This is a genomic window from Marinobacter sp. RI1, assembly GCF_041155085.1.
Lineage (GTDB): Bacteria > Pseudomonadota > Gammaproteobacteria > Pseudomonadales > Oleiphilaceae > Marinobacter > Marinobacter nauticus.
Window position 1 is genome coordinate 2781015 of record NZ_AP031605.1, and the last position, 19355, is coordinate 2800369.

17 protein-coding genes are annotated in these 19355 nt (G+C 57.6%); 6 read left to right on the forward strand and 11 right to left on the reverse strand.

Translation table 11 applies throughout. The annotated features are described in order from the left end of the window. Positions 1-21: 21 nt before the first annotated feature. The 3 genes from ruvA to aspS all read right to left on the reverse strand — a co-directional run bounded on the left by ruvA (position 22) and on the right by aspS (position 3078). On the reverse strand, positions 22-651 hold the full coding sequence (ruvA, locus tag ACAM27_RS12530) for a Holliday junction branch migration protein RuvA (protein WP_031210510.1): 630 nt from the start codon (positions 649-651) through the stop codon (positions 22-24). Between the two features lie 30 nt (positions 652-681). Beyond that, positions 682-1209, reverse strand: a complete 528-nt coding sequence (ruvC, locus tag ACAM27_RS12535) for a crossover junction endodeoxyribonuclease RuvC (protein WP_011785189.1) — start codon at positions 1207-1209, stop codon at positions 682-684. 69 nt (positions 1210-1278) lie between these two features. Continuing rightward, a complete protein-coding gene (gene aspS, locus ACAM27_RS12540) occupies positions 1279-3078 on the reverse strand; it encodes an aspartate--tRNA ligase (RefSeq protein WP_222197450.1) in 1800 nt (599 codons plus the stop codon). A 204-nt stretch (positions 3079-3282) separates the two neighbouring features. Between aspS and fabR the strand changes: the two genes are divergently transcribed. After that, the gene (fabR, locus tag ACAM27_RS12545; RefSeq protein WP_014421258.1) at positions 3283-3909 is read left to right on the forward strand and encodes an HTH-type transcriptional repressor FabR; all 627 of its coding nucleotides are present in this window, start codon (positions 3283-3285) and stop codon (positions 3907-3909) included. An 11-nt stretch (positions 3910-3920) separates the two neighbouring features. Here the strand turns inward: fabR and ACAM27_RS12550 are convergent, their stop codons facing one another. The 6 genes from ACAM27_RS12550 to guaB all read right to left on the reverse strand — a co-directional run bounded on the left by ACAM27_RS12550 (position 3921) and on the right by guaB (position 10356). Beyond that, complete coding sequence (locus ACAM27_RS12550; protein WP_222197449.1) at positions 3921-4331, reverse strand: HIT domain-containing protein; 411 nt, start codon at positions 4329-4331, stop codon at positions 3921-3923. An 18-nt stretch (positions 4332-4349) separates the two neighbouring features. Continuing rightward, entirely contained in the window at positions 4350-5696 is a 1347-nt protein-coding gene (locus ACAM27_RS12555; RefSeq protein WP_023010014.1) for a UDP-glucose/GDP-mannose dehydrogenase family protein, read from the reverse strand. 33 nt (positions 5697-5729) lie between these two features. Then, positions 5730-6719, reverse strand: a complete 990-nt coding sequence (gene galE, locus ACAM27_RS12560) for a UDP-glucose 4-epimerase GalE (RefSeq protein WP_369612071.1) — start codon at positions 6717-6719, stop codon at positions 5730-5732. Continuing rightward, a complete protein-coding gene (tadA, locus tag ACAM27_RS12565) occupies positions 6716-7228 on the reverse strand; it encodes a tRNA adenosine(34) deaminase TadA (protein ID WP_113880232.1) in 513 nt (170 codons plus the stop codon). The genes galE and tadA overlap by 4 nt, the downstream gene beginning before the upstream one ends. A 21-nt stretch (positions 7229-7249) precedes the next feature. Further along, positions 7250-8827 carry a glutamine-hydrolyzing GMP synthase gene (gene guaA / locus ACAM27_RS12570; RefSeq protein WP_014421253.1) on the reverse strand — a complete coding sequence of 526 codons (1578 nt, stop codon included), beginning with the start codon at positions 8825-8827 and terminating at the stop codon, positions 7250-7252. A 65-nt stretch (positions 8828-8892) separates the two neighbouring features. Then, positions 8893-10356: an IMP dehydrogenase gene (guaB, locus tag ACAM27_RS12575; RefSeq protein WP_022991076.1), complete on the reverse strand. Its 1464-nt coding sequence runs from the start codon at positions 10354-10356 to the stop codon at positions 8893-8895. Between the two features lie 190 nt (positions 10357-10546). Between guaB and xseA the strand changes: the two genes are divergently transcribed. The 3 genes from xseA (at position 10547) to ACAM27_RS12590 (ending at position 14437) form a co-directional block, all read left to right on the forward strand. After that, the gene (xseA, locus tag ACAM27_RS12580) at positions 10547-11926 is read left to right on the forward strand and encodes an exodeoxyribonuclease VII large subunit (protein ID WP_369612072.1); all 1380 of its coding nucleotides are present in this window, start codon (positions 10547-10549) and stop codon (positions 11924-11926) included. 62 nt (positions 11927-11988) lie between these two features. Continuing rightward, the gene (locus tag ACAM27_RS12585) at positions 11989-13914 is read left to right on the forward strand and encodes a propionyl-CoA synthetase (RefSeq protein WP_369612073.1); all 1926 of its coding nucleotides are present in this window, start codon (positions 11989-11991) and stop codon (positions 13912-13914) included. 313 nt (positions 13915-14227) lie between these two features. Continuing rightward, positions 14228-14437: a cold-shock protein gene (locus tag ACAM27_RS12590; protein ID WP_011785214.1), complete on the forward strand. Its 210-nt coding sequence runs from the start codon at positions 14228-14230 to the stop codon at positions 14435-14437. 100 nt (positions 14438-14537) lie between these two features. On the opposite strand, the gene leuA is transcribed toward ACAM27_RS12590, so the two are convergent. After that, positions 14538-16232: a 2-isopropylmalate synthase gene (leuA, locus tag ACAM27_RS12595; RefSeq protein ID WP_153740023.1), complete on the reverse strand. Its 1695-nt coding sequence runs from the start codon at positions 16230-16232 to the stop codon at positions 14538-14540. A 142-nt stretch (positions 16233-16374) separates the two neighbouring features. Here leuA and ACAM27_RS12600 point away from each other — a divergent pair, with 142 nt between their 5' ends. Next, positions 16375-16872 carry an Lrp/AsnC family transcriptional regulator gene (locus ACAM27_RS12600; RefSeq protein WP_011785216.1) on the forward strand — a complete coding sequence of 166 codons (498 nt, stop codon included), beginning with the start codon at positions 16375-16377 and terminating at the stop codon, positions 16870-16872. Here the strand turns inward: ACAM27_RS12600 and ACAM27_RS12605 are convergent. Continuing rightward, entirely contained in the window at positions 16860-17483 is a 624-nt protein-coding gene (locus tag ACAM27_RS12605) for a TetR/AcrR family transcriptional regulator (RefSeq protein WP_023010009.1), read from the reverse strand. The two genes, ACAM27_RS12600 and ACAM27_RS12605, sit on opposite strands and share 13 nt — an antisense overlap. A 126-nt stretch (positions 17484-17609) precedes the next feature. Between ACAM27_RS12605 and ACAM27_RS12610 the strand changes: the two genes are divergently transcribed. Then, entirely contained in the window at positions 17610-19343 is a 1734-nt protein-coding gene (locus ACAM27_RS12610) for a proline--tRNA ligase (protein WP_369612074.1), read from the forward strand. The last annotated feature ends 12 nt before the right edge of the window (positions 19344-19355 follow it).

Here is a 19355-nt window from a genome sequence, read left to right on the forward strand (position 1 = left end):
CGACACAAAAACGCCGGGTTGTTACCCGGCGGGAATCATATTCTTCAGGGCCAGACGTATCAGCGTTTCGCTGTTCATATCCGGGCCGGCCACCTTGCTGATCGCCTTGGCCGCCTCCTGGGGCTTGTAGCCAAGGGCAATCAATGCGGCCTCAGCCTCCTCCCGAGGGTCAGGCCCAGCCTGATTCGCGGTAGCCGCCCCGGCTCCAGTCGGCACATCGAGCTGAGACGGGACAAACTGCCCTTCCAGCTGCCCTATCCTGTCGGCCATTTCAATCAACAGCCTCTCGGCCGTTTTTTTGCCGACACCGGGCAGTTTGACCAGCGAATTCGCGTCCCGAGCCTCGACACAGCGGATGAATTGCTGTGCATCCAGGCCCGACAGAATGCCCACCGCAAGTTTGGGGCCAACACCGTTAACCTTGATCAGCAGCCGGAACAGATTTCGATCCAGACGGGAGGCAAAACCATAAAGGCTCTGGGCGTCTTCACGAACGGCGAAATGGGTATGAAGGGTCACTTCCTGCCCGGTCTCGGGCAGATGAAAAAACGTGGTGTAGGGAATGTCAATTTCGTAACCCAGGCCGGAACATTCCACCAGCGCCTGCCCGGGAGACTTTTCAATCAGCATTCCTCGGATTCGACCAATCAAACGGGCTCTCCTGTCGCGGCAAACCGCCGCTTATGGTTGGCGTACGCGGCCGCTTCTGACCTTACCTCCGGTCCTGGCCATACGTAATACACTCTGGTTCATATGGGCATGGCACAGGGCTATGGCCAGGGCATCGGCGGCATCCGCCTGTGGCTTTCGGGACAGCCCCAGAAGCGCCTGCACCATGTGCTGCACCTGGGATTTATCCGCTCCACCAGTACCCACCACCGCCTGCTTCACCTGCCGGGCAGAATACTCATGGACTGCCAGGCCGCTGTTGGCGGCACTGACGATTGCAGCTCCCCTTGCCTGACCGAGCTTCAGGGCCGAGTCCGGGTTGCGCGCCATGAACACCTGCTCAATAGCGAACTCCTCCGGGCGATATTCGCCAATCAGCACGGCGAGACTGTGGAAAATAGTCTGCAGCCTCTCCGCCATTGGCTTTTCACCTACTCGGATGCAGCCACTGTCGAGGTACTCAAGAAGCCGGCCTTCAGAACGAATAAGACCGTAGCCGGTGATGCGGGAGCCGGGGTCTACCCCCAGGATGATTGCCATCCGCCTGCCCTCGGAAGTGAGAGAGTCTGGCCGTGCCGGAGATGGCGCGCCACCTCCGGCATCGTGCCTTTACTCTTTATCTTCTGCCTTGTTGCCTTCAACGGCTTTAGCAGAACGGCGCAGACGAATATGCAGCTCCTTCAGCTGCTTCTCGTCTACCTCGCCCGGCGCCTGAGTCATCAGACAGGTGGCGCTCTGGGTTTTCGGGAAAGCGATGACGTCGCGGATTGACGAAGAACCGGTCATCAGCATCACCAGACGATCCAGACCAAAGGCCAGACCACCGTGAGGCGGGCAACCAAATTTCAGGGCATCCAGCAGGAAGCCAAACTTGGCACGAGCCTCTTCCTCTCCGATACCCAGGATACGGAACACCGCTTCCTGCATTTTCTCGTCGTGGATACGGATAGAACCACCGCCCAGCTCGGTACCATTGAGCACCATGTCATAGGCACGGGACAAGGCGTTCGCCGGGTCTGCTGCCAGATCTTCCGGGCTGCAGGACGGCGCCGTGAACGGGTGGTGGATAGCGGTCAGATTGCCATCCGGCAGCTCCTCGAACATCGGGAAGTCCACAACCCACATTGGTGCCCACTCGCAGGTAAGCATGTTGAGGTCGTGACCTACCTTGATGCGCAGGGCGCCCAGGGCTTCATTCACGACGGTAGCCTTATCGGCGCCGAAGAAGACGATATCGCCATCTTCCGCACCTACGCGCTCCATGATGGCCAGCGCAACGTCGTCACCCAGGAATTTCACGATTGGCGACTGCAGGCCTTCGGCACCCTTGGCCAGTTCGTTTACCTTGATGTAGGCCAGGCCCTTGGCACCGTAGATACCAACAAACCTGGTGTAGTCATCAATCTGTTTACGGGTCAGCTCGGCACCCTTGGGCACGCGAAGGGCAGCGACACGGCCTTTCGGATCTTTGGCGGGACCTGCGAACACCTTGAAGTCCACGCTTTCCACCAGATCACCCACATCCTGAAGTTCCAGAGGAATACGCAGATCCGGCTTGTCGCTGCCGTAACGCTGCATGGCTTCAGAATACGGCATGCGCGGAAACTCCGGCAGCTCAACATCCAGCACATCCTTGAACAGGGAACGAATCATTTCCTCGTTCAGGCCCATCAGGGTTTCTTCATCGATGAAAGAAGCCTCGATGTCCACCTGGGTAAACTCGGGCTGACGATCGGCGCGCAGATCCTCATCGCGGAAACACTTGGCAATCTGGTAGTAGCGATCTACACCAGACACCATCAGCAACTGCTTGAACAGCTGCGGCGACTGTGGCAGAGCGAAGAAGGAACCTTCGTGGGTACGGCTCGGTACCAGGTAGTCACGGGCACCTTCCGGGGTGGCACGGGTCAGGATCGGGGTTTCCACATCCATGAATCCGCGGCTGTCCAGGAAGTTCCGGATGTAGCTGGTCACACGGGAGCGGAACCGCAGACGGTTGATCATCTCTGGACGACGCAGATCTACGAACCGGTAGCGGAGGCGAACATCCTCGCCCACGTCGACGTGCTCATCCAGCGGGAACGGCGGGGTGGCGGCTGCGTTCAGAATGACCAGCTCTTTGCCCAACAGCTCGACCTGGCCAGTGGGCATGTTGTTGTTCTCGGTACCCGCGGGGCGACGACGAACGCGGCCGGTCACCTTGATAACAAATTCGCTGCGGACTTTCTCCGCCAGAGCAAAACTTTCAGGGGTGTCCGGATCGACCACAACCTGAGACATGCCATCCCGATCTCGCAGATCCAGAAAGATGACCCCACCGTGGTCACGGCGGCGGTGTACCCATCCGCAGAGTGTGACTTCCTGATCGATGTGAGATTCGTTAATCCCACCGCAATAATGGCTGCGCATATCGGTTCCCGTTCGTTCTGAATGTGTTCGCGTTGAATCAAAGAATTTGGGCGGCTATAGCCGAAAAGCCGCCCATTATAAACACAATGACTTTGAAAATCAGGCGTCCGGAAACAGAATTGACACCGGATATCCGGCAGCGGGATGACTATCAAAAAACCGGGGGCTAGAATGCATGGTTTGACCGGACCATGGAGTAAGACGTTGGCCACCCGCGCGGAACAGAAACTGAAAACCCGTCGAGCACTGATGGACGCTGCCCTCGCCCAACTGAGCGCAGACCGGGGCTTTGGCAGCCTGAGTTTGCGGGAAGTCGCCCGGGAGGCCGGCATTGCCCCCACATCCTTTTATCGGCACTTCGCCGAGCTGGACGAGCTTGGCCTGGCCCTGGTGGACGAAGGCGGCGTGGCCCTGCGGCAGCTGATGCGCCAGGCCCGCAAGCGTATTGCCCGGGACGGCAGTGCGATTTCCACTTCGGTGGACACCTTCATGGAGTACCTGGGCAACAACGCCAACCTGTTCCGCCTGATGCTGAGGGAGCGCACCGGCGTATCCAAGCCTTTCCGGACGGCGGTGAAAGCAGAAATCGACCATTTCGTAACGGAGCTGGCCGACGATCTTGGCCGGTTTGCCGACGAACAGAACAAACCCCTGGCGGAAGCCAGGATTGTCGCCGAAGCCATGGTGACACTGGTGTTCAATCAAGGCGCTGAGGCGCTGGATGCAACCCCGAAAGAGCGAGAAGAACTCAAGCAGAAACTGAAAACCGAGCTGAGAATGATTCTGGTGGGTTCCCAGACCCTGGCCCAGTGGCAGCAGGGTCTGGATTGAGCGACTAAATCTTAGGCAAGTTGCTCAAGTAGCGGCTGCAGCTTTGCTTTCACACTGGCTAGCTGCTCTTCTGTGTAAGGTACAGGAGGCTGCTTGCCCCACACAGGGCCCGGCCAGGCCGGGTCGCCCTGATAGCGGACAATATGATGCAAGTGCAACTGGGGCACCATATTGCCCAGCGCTGCCACATTCATTTTGTCGCCACCGAACAGTTCCATCATCCCCTCACTCAGCACCGAGGACTCCGCCAGCAATTGTTGCTGCTGTTCGCTCGCCAACTGGTAGATTTCCCGGATGCCGGATACCCGGGGCACCAGAATGATCCAGGGCCAGGTGCTGTCGTTCATCAGCAAGACATCGCAAAGACGGCTCTCTCCCAGCTTGTGGGTATCCGCCGCCAAACGCTCATGAAGCTGGAACATCAACACCCTCCCCGACCATCAGACCGCTGAATGGAACTGGTTACGGCCGCGGCCAATGGCGTAGTAGATCAGGCCATGACGCTCCAGCATTTCCGGCTCGTACAGGTTGCGGCCGTCAAACACCACCGGCTCACTCAAGGTGGAGGCAATCACATCAAAGTCCGGTGAGCGGAACTCTTTCCACTCGGTGCAGATCACCAGTACGTCAGCACCCTTCAACGCCTGTTCTTTGGTACCGCACAAAGTCAGTCCGTCGTGATCCCCGTAGATGCGCTGGGTTTCCTCCATGGCTTCCGGATCGAAAGCCTGCACCTTCGCACCGGCTTTCCAGAGATCTTCCATCAGGGTGCGGGAAGATGCTTCGCGCATGTCATCTGTGTTGGGCTTGAACGCCAGACCCCAGAGCGCCACGGTCTTGCCCTTCAGATCACCCTGAAAGTAGTGCGAGACCTTGTCGAACAGCACATGCTTCTGGGCATAGTTCACTGCTTCCACCGCGTTCAGCAGCTTGGACTCGTAGTCGCAGTCGCGGGCGGTGCGAGCCAGGGCCTGCACATCTTTCGGGAAGCAGGAACCGCCGTAACCGCAACCCGGGTAGATAAAGTGGTAACCGATACGCGGATCAGAACCGATACCCCGGCGCACTTCTTCAATATCCGCGCCCAGCCGCTCGGCCAGGTTTGCCACTTCGTTCATGAAGCTGATCTTGGTGGCCAGCATGGCATTGGCCGCGTACTTGGTCAGCTCAGCAGAACGGATGTCCATGAAGATCATGCGATCGTGGTTGCGGTTGAACGGGTAGTACACTTCCCGCAACAAATCCGCCGCCTTTTCGCTCTCGGTGCCGACCACAATCCTGTCCGGCTTCATGAAATCGTTGATTGCAGCACCTTCTTTCAGGAATTCCGGATTGGACACCACATCAAAATCCAGTTCCAACCCCCGCTTGTCCAGCTGGGCACGAACCGCCGCCTTTACTTTGTCGCCAGTCCCGACCGGTACGGTGGACTTGTCCACCACCACCTTGTAATCCTCCATGTGCTGCCCAATGGATTTCGCCACTGCCAGAACATACTGAAGGTCCGCAGAACCATCTTCATCCGGTGGCGTGCCAACGGCGATAAACTGAAGGGTACCGTGCTTGACCGCTTCCTCGGTGTCCGTGGTAAATGCCAGGCGACCAGCCTCAACGGTGTGCTTGACGATGTTGTCCAGGCCTGGCTCGTAAATAGGAATCTGGCCGTTCTTCAGTTTTTCGATCTTGCCCTGGTCCACATCCATGCACAGCACGTGGTGCCCGACATCCGCCAGACAGGCGCCGGTCACAAGGCCGACATAACCGGTTCCGAAAATCGTAATCTTCATGCAACTCTTCCTGAAAATTTAGAATGAAAACTGTCAGTGGCCTGCTTTCTTTTGCTGCCAGATCTTTTCCCAGGCCAGCGCGGTCCGCACAATGGTATTCAGATCATCAAAATCCGGCTGCCAGCCCAGGACACTCTTGATCCGAGTGTTATCGGCCATCAGCGCAGCCGGGTCGCCGGCTCGGCGTCTGGTTTCCTGTACCGGGAAGTCAACACCGGACTCGGTTTTCACCACATCAATCACTTCACGCACAGTGAAGCCACGGCCATAGCCACAATTAAGCACCTGAGACTCACCGCCTTTGGCCATATAATCCAGCGCCATAACATGGGCCTTGGCCAGATCTTCCACATGGATGTAGTCGCGGACACAGGTGCCGTCACGGGTCTCGTAGTCGGTGCCAAACACGCTCATACCATCTCTCTGCCCGGTCACGCACTCGCAGGCTACCTTGATCAGGTGCGTTGCCTCCGGCGTTGCCTGCCCCAACAAGCCGTCCGGGTTGGCGCCGGCCACATTGAAATAGCGCAGAATCACATAATTCAGACTGCTGGCAGCGGCGAGGTCCATCATCATGCGCTCGCTCATCATTTTCGAGGCACCGTAGGGGTTGATGGGCGCCAGCGGAAGGTCTTCCGTCAGTACGGTTTGTTCGGGCATACCGTAAACCGCTGCGGTGGAGGAAAACACCATGTAGGGAACCTGATAGCGCTCAACCATCTTGAGAAGATTCAGGGTGTTACGGGTGTTATTGCTGTAATACTTGAGGGGGTTGGCAACCGATTCCGGCACCACAATATTGGCGGCAAAATGCAGCACCGCCTCGAATCCGTGTTCGGAGAACACCGCTTCAAGCGCCTGCTCATCGGCGAGATCACCCACCACCAACTCGCCGGCGGTCACGGCCCAGCGATAACCGGTAGACAAGTTATCAAAAACGACAATGTCGTGACCTGCCGCCGCCAGTTGACGCACAACGTGACTGCCAATATACCCGGCGCCACCCGTTACCAATACTTTCATGGAGCTTCGCTTCCCTTCCCTGAGTGTTGTTTGCGACGTTGCCGGATTTCACGGCGACGCCGGCTGAAAAATTCAGATATCACCTGACCACACTGCTCTGCCATCACCCCGGCGGAAACCTCTACCCGCCAGTTCAGGTGCGGCTCTTCCAGGGTTCGCCTGGCTGATTCCACAGCGCCGGCCTTGGGCTCCAGAGCGCCAAATACCAACCGGCTGACGCGGCTGTGAACGATCGCGCCGACACACATGGTGCAGGGCTCCAGTGTCACGTACAAGGTGGCACCGGCCAATCGATAATTGCCGACCCGGGCCGCCGCATCCCGTAACGCCCGGATTTCCGCATGGGCCGTAGGATCACAGCCGGAAATCGGTGCATTGAAGCCCGCACCCACTTCCTTGCCGTCAAGCACAACCACGGCCCCTACCGGCACTTCACCGACAGCATCCGCCTGACTGGCCAGAGCCAGCGCCCGGGCCATCCACAATTCATCCTCAGCGGCTGTCGTCACCGTCAAACAGCTCCCAGCCGATTATTCCCACTCAATGGTTGCAGGCGGCTTGGAGGAGATGTCGTAGGTTACCCGCGAAACACCGGAGATTTCGTTGATAATCCGGTTTGACACCGTTTCAAGCAATTCATATGGCAGGCGCGCCCAGCGAGCCGTCATGAAGTCGACAGTTTCAACCGCGCGAATCGCAATGACATATTCATAGCGACGGGCATCACCAACTACACCCACCGATTTCACCGGCAGGAAGACGGCAAACGCCTGACTGGTCTTGTGGTACAGGTCAGCACGATGCAGTTCTTCCAGGAAGATCGCGTCGGCACGACGCAGAATGTCCGCATACTCTTTCTTGACCTCGCCGAGGATACGAACGCCCAGCCCAGGCCCCGGGAATGGATGGCGATACACCATGTCATATGGCAGGCCCAGCTCAAGGCCGATCCGGCGCACTTCGTCTTTAAACAGCTCACGCAGGGGCTCGACCAGCTTCATTTTCATGGTTTCCGGCAGGCCACCCACATTATGATGGGACTTGATGACGTGAGCTTTACCGGTCTTGGACGCCGCAGATTCAATCACGTCCGGGTAAATTGTGCCCTGGGCAAGCCAGTTCACGTCTTTGATATTGGCCGCTTCGTCGTCGAACACGTCAATGAAGGTATTACCGATGATCTTGCGCTTCTGCTCCGGATCGTTCACGCCCTTGAGCTTGGACAGGAACAAGTCTTCAGCGTCTACACGGATAACCTTAACGCCCATGTTACTGGCAAACATGTCCATCACCTGATCGCCTTCGTGCAGGCGCAGCAGGCCGTTGTCCACGAACACGCAGGTAAGCTGGTCACCGATGGCTTTATGCAACAACGCCGCCGTAACCGAAGAATCCACACCACCGGACAGGCCCAGCAACACCTTGTCGCTGCCGACCTGCTCGCGGATCTGACGAACCGCGTCATCCACGATTTTCGCCGGCGTCCAGAGTGCTTCGCAGCCACAGATGGTCATCACGAAATGTTCCAGAATACGCTTGCCTTGCAGCGTATGCGTCACTTCGGGGTGAAACTGAACACCGAACAGGCCGCGACTCAGATCCTGCATGGCTGCAATCGGCGCACTTTCAGTGGAAGCCAGCAGTTCAAAACCTTCCGGCATGGCCACCACTTTGTCACCGTGGCTCATCCACACATCCAGCAGGGACTCACCGGCCGGTGTGAGGTGGTCTGTAATATCCGCCAGCAGTGGTCCCTTCGCCCGCACTTTCACCTGGGCGTAACCAAACTCCCGCTTCTCGGAACTGGCTACCCGACCGCCAAGCTGCTCTGCCATGGTTTGCATGCCGTAGCAGATACCCAGCACCGGAATACCACGATCGAACAGACCTTCCGGGGCACGCGGGCCACCGAGCTGGGTGACCGATTCCGGGCCGCCCGCCAGAATAATACCCTTGGGATTGAACTCGTTAAGTTCGTCATCGGTGATATCGAATGCCTTGATCTCGCAGTAAACCCCGATTTCACGAACGCGACGAGCGATCAACTGGGTGTACTGGGAACCGAAATCGAGAATCAGGATACGGTGGTCGTGAATGTTCTGGGCCATGGAGTCCTCGGGCTGTAAAGAAACAACGCGGCCCGGAAACCGGGCCGCGTCTGATCAGGCAAAGATTAACCGATTCGGTAGTTGGGCGCTTCTTTGGTGATGGTCACATCGTGGACGTGACTCTCACGCATACCGGCATTGGTAATGCGAACAAACTCGGGCTTGGTACGCATTTCGTCCATGGTGGCGCTACCGGTATAGCCCATGGAGGCCCGGATACCGCCAACCAGTTGGTGCACGATATTACGCATCGGGCCTTTACAGGCCACGCGGCCTTCAATGCCCTCCGGCACCAGTTTCTCGATGCCTTTGCTGGCATCCTGGAAATAACGGTCGCTGGAACCCTGCCCCATGGCGCCGATAGAGCCCATGCCGCGATACGCTTTGTAGCTGCGGCCCTGGAACAGTTCGACTTCACCCGGAGCCTCATCGGTGCCTGCCAGCAGGCTGCCGATCATGACGCAGTGAGCGCCAGCAGCAATGGCCTTGGCGATGTCTCCGGAGAAGCGGATACCGCCGTCTGCAATCAGTGGCACACCGCGGTCCTTCAGGGCAGCGGCGACATTGGAAACGGCAGAAATCTGGGGCACACCAATGCCGGCGACGATCCGGGTGGTACAAATGGAACCGGGGCCAATACCTACCTTCACGGCGTCTGCGCCAGCTTCGGCCAGGGCGATGGCAGCATCACTGGTGGCGATATTGCCGCCAATGACCTGAACATCCGGGTAGTTTTGTTTCACCCAGCGAACCCGATCGATCACGCCCCTGGAATGGCCATGGGCGGTATCCACCACGATCACATCCACCCCGGCTTCTGCCAGTGCGGCTACGCGAGCTTCGGTGTCGCCACCGGTGCTGACCGCGGCGCCAACTCGCAGGCGCCCCTGCTCGTCCTTGCACGCCAGCGGATAGTCCTTGGCTTTCTGGATGTCTTTTACCGTGATCAGGCCACGGAGCTGGAACTCATCGTTCACCACCAGAACCTTTTCAATGCGGTGACGATGCAGAAGCTCTTTTACTTCTTCCAGATCGGCGCCTTCCTTGACGGTAACAAGCTTGTCCTTCGGCGTCATGATATCCCGGACGGGGGTATCCATGCGGCTTTCAAAACGGATATCACGACCAGTCACAATACCGACAAGGTCATTGCCATCGACAACCGGGAGGCCGGAGATATTGTTGGCCATGGTGATATCGACCAGCTCACGCACGGTGGTACCCGGAGATACCGTGATCGGATCCTTGACCACACCACTTTCGAACTTCTTGACCTTGCGGACAGCAGCCGCCTGCTGCTCCACCGTCATGTTCTTGTGCATGATACCGATACCGCCTTCCTGGGCCATGGCGATGGCCAGCTCCGCCTCGGTTACCGTATCCATGGCCGCCGAGACCAGCGGAATATTCAGGGTAATACCCTTGGTCAGCTGGGTTTTCAGGTCGACCTGGTGAGGGAGAACTTCAGAATATCCGGGCACGAGCAGAACGTCGTCAAACGTGAGGGCTTCTTCGGCAATACGCAGCATTGGGATCCGCCTTTTGAACATGCTAAGTTGGGAATTTCCGTGCCGCACCCGCGGCGGTGCGACAAAGCAAAATCCTTAATCGATCTATTATAAAGTGGTGCGTAAAGACAGTAAACCGCGCGGTTTTTGCCATTTGGTTGCATCTTTTTGAATTTCCGTTATTTTTGGCCATCTCTTTCGGCTATTGCTTATGAATAATCCTGGAGCCCGCCCTGTGAGCACCCCCTATCCGGACACCCGCCCACGAGCACTCACAGTCAGTCAACTCAACCACCAGGCGCGCCACCTGCTGGAATCAAGCTTTATGCAGGTCTGGGTGGAGGGAGAACTCTCAGGCTTTTCCAGACCCTCGTCAGGGCACTGGTATTTCTCACTCAAGGATCAGAAATGCCAGATCCGCTGTGCCATGTTCCGTGGCGCTAACCAGCGCATACGCACCCTGCCCCGGGAAGGTGACCAGATCCGGATTCGCGGCAAGGTGACCCTGTACGAGAACCGCGGGGATTTCCAGATCATCGTGGAACACCTCGAACCCGCCGGGCTGGGCGCCCTGCAGCAGGCTTTCGAGGCCCTCAAAGCAAGACTCCAGGGCGAAGGCCTGTTTGACCCGGCCCGAAAGAAACCGATTCCCGCCACGCCCAGACATATTGGCGTGGTTACCTCGCCAACTGGCGCCGCCATCCACGATATTCTGACGGTACTCAAACGGCGCTGCCCGGCTATTCCGGTCACGCTCTATCCCACCGCCGTTCAGGGCCAGCCGGCCACCGCAGATATTGTCCAGGCCATTGACCGGGCGCAGCAGCATGGTCTGGCCGATGTCCTGATCATCGGCCGGGGTGGCGGCTCCCTGGAAGACTTGTGGTGCTTCAACGAAGAAGCCGTCGCGCGGGCCATTGCCGCCTGCCCCATCCCGACCGTCAGCGCCGTTGGCCATGAGGTCGACGTCACCATTGCTGATTTTGTCGCGGACTTGAGAGCCCCCACGCCGTCGGCCGCCGCTGAGAAGATCTCGCCCGACCAGCAGGACTGGCTCCGTCGACTGACCGAGCAGCAGGGGCGTCTTGGCCAGTCTGCACGCCGCTTATTGCAAAGGCTGGATAACCAGTTGGGGCACCTGTCTGCCCGGCTCCGGGATCCTCGACGGGAACTACTGGAAAAGGCGCAACGCATGGATGAGCTTGAGCTGCGGCTGAACAAGGCGATCCGTGACAGACTGGACCAGCAGAAGCAGAAAACCGATTACCTGCTTCGAAGGATGAGCGCACAATCCCCACGCCGAACCCTAAAAACGGTAAGAGAACAGACCCAACGTCTCGAGGAACGCCTGACACTCGCGACCCGTCACCAGCTGCGCCAAAAAGACGAGCGATTACAGCACATTGCACAAACCCTTCATGTTGTCAGCCCCCTGGCCACCCTCGGAAGAGGCTACGCCATCGTCAAAGACGACAATGACCGGATCGTTCGCAAGGCTGGTGATCTGGAAACTGGCAGTCAGATTACCGCAAGACTTGGTCATGGCTCGGTGTCCGCCCGGGTGACAGAGATCAATTCTTCGAGCGAATAGCGCCGCAGAGCCTGGCAACTACGCCTATGGTCTACTAGCCCCGGATTTCAAAGCTCCTAAAGTTGTCGATAACAACGAAAAAACAACAACACGGACAACCGAGGTGGAGCACAATGAGCTACAACTCCGAATTTCGCCGGTCCATTGACCAGCGGGATGATTTCTGGCGTGAGCAGGCGCAGCACATCGACTGGATCAAAGCCCCGAATACGATCTGGCGCGCCCTCGATAACGGCCATGGCGAGTGGTTTCCGGACGGTGAGCTGAACACCAGCGACGTAGCCCTGGATGCCAATATCCGTGCCGGCCGCGGCGACCAGAAAGCCCTGATTTATGACTCCCCGGTCACCAACACCAAACAGTCATTTACCTACAACGAACTGCGTGATGAAGTTGCCCTGTTCGCCGGCGCCCTGCGTGCCCGCGGAGTAGAAAAAGGTGACCGCGTAATCATCTATATGCCGATGATTCCTCAGGCAGCCATCGCCATGCTGGCCTGCGCCAGGCTGGGCGCAGTCCATTCGGTGGTCTTCGGCGGTTTTGCAGCACACGAACTGGCCGTTCGCATTGAAGATGCCAAACCCAAGGCACTGATTACCGCCTCCTGCGGCATCGAAGTTACCAAGGTGATCGAATACAAACCGCTGGTAGACAAGGCCATAGAGCAATCCAGCCACAAACCGGACGCGTGCGTGGTATTCCAGCGGCCACAGGTCAAGGCAACCATGCAGGAAGGCCGAGACTTTGACTGGAACGAGATCGTGGCCAACGCCACCCCGGCCGAACCGGTACCCGTCAAAGCCAACGACCCGCTTTATATTCTCTACACCTCCGGTACCACCGGGAAACCCAAAGGCGTCGTCCGTGACAACGGGGGCCACGCCGTTGCCCTCACTTACAGCATGAAGCTGGTCTACGACGCCAAACCCGGAGACGTTTACTGGGCGGCCTCAGATGTTGGCTGGGTGGTAGGCCATAGTTACATTGTTTATGCACCGCTCTTTACCGGCTGCACCACCATTTTTTACGAGGGCAAACCGGTTAAAACCCCGGATGCCGGCGCATTCTGGCGCGTGGTTCAGGACCACAAGGTCAATATGCTGTTTACCGCGCCCACCGCATTCCGTGCAGTGCGCAAGGAAGACCCGGAAGCAGATCAGTTGAGCCGCTACGATGTTTCCTCCCTCAAACGGATTTTCCTGGCCGGCGAGCGCCTGGATCCACCCACCTATGAATGGCTGAAGGAGCATACCGGGCTGCCCATCCTCGATCACTGGTGGCAGACCGAAACGGGCTGGGCCATATGCTGCAACCCGGTCGGCATTGAAATGATGACTACGAAACCCGGCTCTGCAACCGTGCCCTCACCCGGCTTCAACGTTCAGGTAGTGGACATGGAAGGCAGCCAGGTACCCGCGGGCGAACAGGGCCAGGTTGCAGTCAAACTGCCATTACCGCCGGGCTGCCTGATGACCGTATGGGGCGACGACCAGCGCTTCCAGAACAGCTACCTCAAGCCAATCCCTGGCTTCTACAGCTCCGGCGACGGTGGTTTTATCGATGATGACGGCTATGTCTTTATCATGGGGCGGACGGATGATGTAATTAATGTCGCCGGGCACCGGCTCTCTACCGGCGAGATGGAAGAAGTCGTTGCATCCCATCCGGCGATCGCGGAATGCTGCGTAGTGGGCACCCATGACGATATGAAGGGTCAGATTCCGGTTGGCCTGGTGCTGATCAAAGATGGCGCCACCATCGACCAGGATGAACTGGAGGAGGAACTGGTAGAGATGGTTCGCGAGAAGATCGGGGCTATTGCCTGTTTCCGCCGGGCCATCGTTGTTGACCGTTTACCCAAAACCCGCTCCGGCAAGATCCTGCGACGTATTATTCGCCAGATTGCCGATGGGGAGGAGTACACGGTACCCAGCACCATCGACGACCCGGCCATTCTGGAAGAAATCAGCGAGAAATTCGGTCGCTGATCAAACCTCCATCCGCTGAGCCACAGAACACCCGGGGCGCTCTTGATCAAGGGCAGCCCCGGGTTTCACTTCGATTACAACTTATTGTTTTTTATCAATTAAAAAACACTTACTGATCATAAAAAAAACAATTGACGCCTTTCAAAGTCGGTCTATACTGAAAATTGCTGTGTACTTCTGCAGCGTTATTTGGCGAATGCGTTACAACGTCCTGCCCTTGGCTTTTCGTTGCCCCTTCCTCAGTACGCTCCGGATGTCCCAGCTCGAAAGAAGGTCCCGTGAGGGAAAATTATCAGTAAGACAGGAAAGATCGATGTCCGATACCAAAACCGGCCACGTGAAGTGGTTCAACGAATCCAAGGGCTTTGGCTTCATCGCCCAGGAAGGCGGCAGTGACGTTTTCGTTCACTACAGTGCAATCAACGCAAACGGTTTCCGTACTCTGGCCGAAGGTCAGCAGGTGCAGTTCACCGTAACCCAGGGCCCGAAAGGCCCGCAGGCCGAAAACGTAACACCGCTTTAAGCTGTTATGTCAGCGTCCTGATGCCCCTCACGGGCAGAAACAAGAAAGGCCGGCAGTCCCTGGATTGCCGGCCTTTCTGTTGGTAGAAGGGATTATCCGCTCAGACAGTTTCTGCCGCTTCTGCAGAAACAGACTCGGACCGGCTACCATCGAGCACCTGAGCTACAGCCGAGAACAGGGCCTGCAATGTCGCCGAGGTAGTATCTTCCGCCAGGGCTGCCGCGCTGCAGTGCCTGCCATTAGCTGTCAGCCGGATACACGCCAGAGCATTGGCATTGGTACCTTCGCCCAGCGCGTATTCATCATAGGCTTCAACCGCCACCGAGACCCCAAACTGCCTGGACAGTGCGTCGGAAACCGCCTCAACGGCTCCCAGCCCTCGACCTTCCAGGGTAGCCGGAGCCGCATCGCCACCGACAACCACTTCGGCCCGCACACCATTGTCATCCCGATGCAGGTCGTAGGAGCGAAGAGCCCAGTCGCTGTGTACTTTCAGATAACGCTCTTCAAACAGACGGTGGATAGTATGTGAATCGATCTCTCCACCATTGGTTTCAGCTTCGCGCTGGACCACCTTGCTGAACTCGATCTGCAGCCACCGCGGCAGGGTAATATCGTAGTCCCGCTCGAGTACGTAAGCGACACCGCCTTTGCCGGACTGACTGTTGATACGAACCACTTCCTCGTACCGGCGGCCGACATCGAACGGATCGATGGGCAAATAGGCCACGTTCCAGGCATCGCCTTCTTTCCGACGAGAGAGACATTTGCGAATGGCGTCCTGGTGGCTGCCGGAGAATGCAGTAAAGACCAGCTCACCGGCATAGGGATGACGCGGATGGGTGGAAATCTCGGTGCACGCTTCCACCACTTCGGTGATTTCGGCCATACCGGACAGATCCAGGGCAGGATCAATCCCCTGGGAATACAGGTTCATGGCCATGGTGACGAGGTCCATGTTACCGGTGCGCTCGCCGTTGCCCATCAAGGTACCTTCCACCCGGTCTGCCCCCGCCATCACGCCAAGTTCGGCAGCGGCCACCGCGCAGCCACGGTCATTGTGGGTATGCAGACTGATGCTGATGTGCTCCCGATAGCGAATGTTGTCACAGATCCACTCCACCTGATCTGCGAAGACATTGGGCGTTGCCATTTCAACAGTCGCCGGCAGGTTAATGATAACCGGTTGCCCCTGGTCCGGGCGCCAGACATCGTTGACGGCATCAATCACACTGGCCGCAAAGTCCAGCTCCGTACCGGTAAAACTCTCTGGCGAATACTGGAAGGTCCACTCCGTGTCCGGATAGCGGGCGGCGATATCCCGCACGATGGTGGCGCCGTGGACCGCGATATCGCGGATACCGTCCCGGTCCAGACCGAACACCTGCTCCCTCTGCACGGTCGAGGTGGAATTGTAAACGTGAACAATCGCCCGTTTGGCGCCCTCAAGGGCCTGGTAAGTCCGCTCGATCAATTCAGGGCGAGCCTGGGTCAGCACCTGGATCTTTACATCATCCGGAATCCGGTTTTCTTCGATCAGCTTGCGACAGAAATCAAAGTCCGGCTGGCTGGCTGCCGGGAAACCGATTTCGATCTCTTTGAAACCCAGCTTGACCAGCAAATCGAATAAGCGCTGCTTCTGGGCAACAGACATGGGTTTGACCAGGGCCTGGTTGCCGTCCCGAAGATCTACAGCGCACCAGGCCGGGGCTTTCTGGATAACCTGATCGGGCCAGCGACGGTCTTTCTTGGCGACCGGCTGGAAAGCAACGTATTTGCGATGGTCAAAAGCCATGATGAAAATTCCTTCCGATATCAAACAGTGATTGGAGCACACACAGTGTAAAGGCTGGAGCGAGCTATTTGGTTGCCATTTTCTGGCCGCACAACCAGATAATGCCATATAATTTCATAAAATCTTTAATAAGAGACAGAAAATGCCCGATACCGAGAAAACGCTTGTCAAAATTGACAAGCTCGACCGAAAAATCCTCGAACAATTGCAAAAAGACGGCTCACTGACCAATCAGCAACTGGCCGAGAAGGTCGGCCTATCCCCTTCCCCCTGCCTTCGGCGAGTTCGCGCCCTCGAGGAGGCGGGCATTATCGTGCGAACGGTCACCATTCTGGATCACAAAAAACTGGGGCTGTCGCTCACCGCCATTATTCTCATTGGCATGGACCGGCATACACCAGAGCGCTTTGCCGCGTTTGAGGAACAGGTGGGGGAATACCCGGAGGTTCAGGAGTGTTATCTGATCACTGGTCAGAGTGCGGATTACATGCTCAAAGTGGTCGTGCCGGATATGGACCACTACCACCACTTTTTGTTGAACAGGATAACCCGTATTCCCGGTGTTAGCGGTGTTCACTCCAGCTTTGTTCTCCGGCGCGTCATCGACAGCACCGCACTGCCGCTGGGCTATTTGTCCTGAGCCACCAGGTTGTCCAGATAAGCGCGGGCCATGGTTTTCATTTCCTGTACCAACAATACGCCCTGCTCATCCGGCAGGGTGGCCGCCAGCCGAAGAATCGTGCCGGCAGAACGGGGTAACAGCAAACTGGCTGTCCAGCGGCGATCTGCCGGCAAATCGGGATACTCCTCCTGCAGACGGGCATCCAGGTCCCGGGCGTTGCTGTAGAGTTCGCGAAGATCCAGCTGCCTCAGTTCCGGCATGGCTTCCACACCGCTCCAGATCGCGGAATAGGCGGGCTCGGTGCGGTAGAAGTCGTAAAACAGATCAATCAGGACATCCACCGCGTCGCTCAGGCTCAGCTGCGGGAGCTTGACCCTCAGCGCCTGCTCCATCTTCTCAACATGTCGCTCCGCAATAGCGTTGACAATCGCCGCTTTATTCGGGAAATAGCGGTAAAGCGATGCCAGAGACATGCCGGACTGCCGGGCGATGGCCGACATACTGGTGCTGTCGACGCCCTGCTCGTGAAAGATCCCGGCAGCATGCTGCAGTATGGTGTTCACCCGTTCCCGGCTGCGGGCCTGAACCGGGCGCCGGCGGGGTGACACATCGATGGATTCGTCAGTCATTATCTGTACCTTGTGATGCAGGCTCCGTACAATAACGCCCACTCTACGACAATGAAAGGCTGTGGCGGGCATCCCGCCTTGCCAATTAGTCTGACTCCCACTTTTCTGATGACAGCGGAAGACACGATGCGAGCGAGCCGTTACCTGATAGCTACCCAGAAAGAGACCCCTTCCGACGCCGAGATTATCAGCCATCAGCTGATGCTGCGGGCGGGCATGATCCGTAAACTGGCCGCCGGCCTTTACACCTGGTTGCCGTTAGGGTTGCGCACCCTGCGTAAGGTGGAGCGAATCGTCCGTGAAGAAATGGACAAGAGCGGCGCCCAGGAAGTTCTCATGCCGGCGGTACAACCCGCCGAGCTGTGGCAGGAATCCGGCCGCTGGGAACAGTACGGTGGAGAACTGCTGCGCCTGAACGACCGCCATGGCCGCGATTTCTGCTTTGGCCCCACTCATGAAGAAGTTATCACTGATCTGATCCGGAACGAACTGAAAAGCTACAAAGAGCTGCCGGCCAACTTCTACCAGATCCAGACCAAGTTCCGCGATGAGCGCCGCCCGCGGTTTGGCGTGATGCGCGCCCGCGAGTTCATCATGAAGGATGCTTACTCATTCCATCTGAACGCGGAATCCCTGGATGAAACCTATAAGGTGATGCACCAGACCTACTGCAACATTTTCGACCGGCTGGGGCTCGACTACCGTCCGGTACAGGCGGACTCCGGTTCCATTGGTGGCAGCTCCTCCCATGAATTCCACGTGCTAGCCTCCTCTGGCGAAGATGCCATCGTATTCAGCACCAGCGGTGACTACGCCGCCAACATCGAAAAAGCCGAAGCGGTAGCACCTGCCGGCGAGCGCCCTGCCCCCGGCGAGGAACTGAAAGAGGTTCACACACCGGGTCAACGCACCATCGACGCAGTTTCCCAGTTCCTGGGCATACCGGCTGAGCGCAGTGTGAAAACACTGCTGGTAAAGGCAGAGGCGGATGAGAATGGTGAATCCGGCCTGGTGGCCCTGATTCTGCGCGGCGATCACACCCTGAATGAGATCAAGGCTGAGAACCTCCCCGGCATTGCCGAGCCGCTGACCATGGCAACCGACGAGGAAATCGAAAAAGCAATCGGCTGCAAGCCAGGCTCCATCGGCCCGGTCAAGCTGCCGGTGCCGGTTATCGTGGATCGCAGCGCAGCACACCTGGCAGATTTTGTCTGCGGCGCCAACAAGGATGATTATCACCTGACTGGCGTAAACTGGGAACGCGATGCCGAAATCAGCCGTGTGGAAGATCTTCGCAATGTGGTCGAGGGCGATGCCAGCCCGGATGGGAACGGCACACTGGAGATCCGTCGCGGTATTGAAGTTGGCCACATTTTCAAGCTGGGCAATAAGTACAGCAAGGCCATGAACGCCTCGGTTCTGGATGAACACGGCAAGACTTCGATTATGGAAATGGGCTGTTATGGTATTGGCGTTTCCCGCATCGTCGCGGCATCCATCGAGCAGAACCACGACGAGAAGGGCATCATCTGGCCGGATGCCATCGCACCGTTCGAGGTGGCCATTGTTACCCTGAATGGTCACAAATCTCCGGTGGTGGCCGAGGCTGGCGACAAGCTTTACGAACAGCTTCGCCTAGCTGGCTACGATGTTCTGCTGGATGACCGCAACGAACGCCCGGGTGTGAAATTCGCAGATATGGAGCTGATTGGCATCCCCCACCGCTTCGTGGTCTCAGAACGCGGCCTGAGCGCCGGAACCCTGGAATACAAGGGTCGGCGGGACGAGGAAAAACAGGACATTCCTGTGGATGAGGCTCTGTCGTTCCTGGTGAAGGCATCGCCCAAAGGCGGCTTGTAACCCTGAACCATA

Excerpts from the sequence above, each read along its gene's own strand:
- aspS (WP_222197450.1), bottom strand. The coding sequence starts at position 3,078 with ATGCGCAGCCATTATTGCGGTGGGATTAACGAATCTCACATCGATCAG.
- guaA (WP_014421253.1), bottom strand. The coding sequence starts at position 8,827 with ATGGCCCAGAACATTCACGACCACCGTATCCTGATTCTCGATTTCGGT.
- leuA (WP_153740023.1), bottom strand. The coding sequence starts at position 16,232 with ATGGCTTTTGACCATCGCAAATACGTTGCTTTCCAGCCGGTCGCCAAG.
- guaB (WP_022991076.1), bottom strand. The coding sequence starts at position 10,356 with ATGCTGCGTATTGCCGAAGAAGCCCTCACGTTTGACGACGTTCTGCTC.
- ACAM27_RS12600 (WP_011785216.1), top strand. The coding sequence starts at position 16,375 with ATGCCCGATACCGAGAAAACGCTTGTCAAAATTGACAAGCTCGACCGA.
- ACAM27_RS12610 (WP_369612074.1), top strand. The coding sequence starts at position 17,610 with ATGCGAGCGAGCCGTTACCTGATAGCTACCCAGAAAGAGACCCCTTCC.
- xseA (WP_369612072.1), top strand. The coding sequence starts at position 10,547 with ATGAATAATCCTGGAGCCCGCCCTGTGAGCACCCCCTATCCGGACACC.
- ACAM27_RS12590 (WP_011785214.1), top strand. The coding sequence starts at position 14,228 with ATGTCCGATACCAAAACCGGCCACGTGAAGTGGTTCAACGAATCCAAG.
- galE (WP_369612071.1), bottom strand. The coding sequence starts at position 6,719 with ATGAAAGTATTGGTAACGGGTGGCGCCGGGTATATTGGCAGTCACGTT.
- ACAM27_RS12550 (WP_222197449.1), bottom strand. The coding sequence starts at position 4,331 with ATGTTCCAGCTTCATGAGCGTTTGGCGGCGGATACCCACAAGCTGGGA.
- ACAM27_RS12555 (WP_023010014.1), bottom strand. The coding sequence starts at position 5,696 with ATGAAGATTACGATTTTCGGAACCGGTTATGTCGGCCTTGTGACCGGC.
- ACAM27_RS12605 (WP_023010009.1), bottom strand. The coding sequence starts at position 17,483 with ATGACTGACGAATCCATCGATGTGTCACCCCGCCGGCGCCCGGTTCAG.
- ruvC (WP_011785189.1), bottom strand. The coding sequence starts at position 1,209 with ATGGCAATCATCCTGGGGGTAGACCCCGGCTCCCGCATCACCGGCTAC.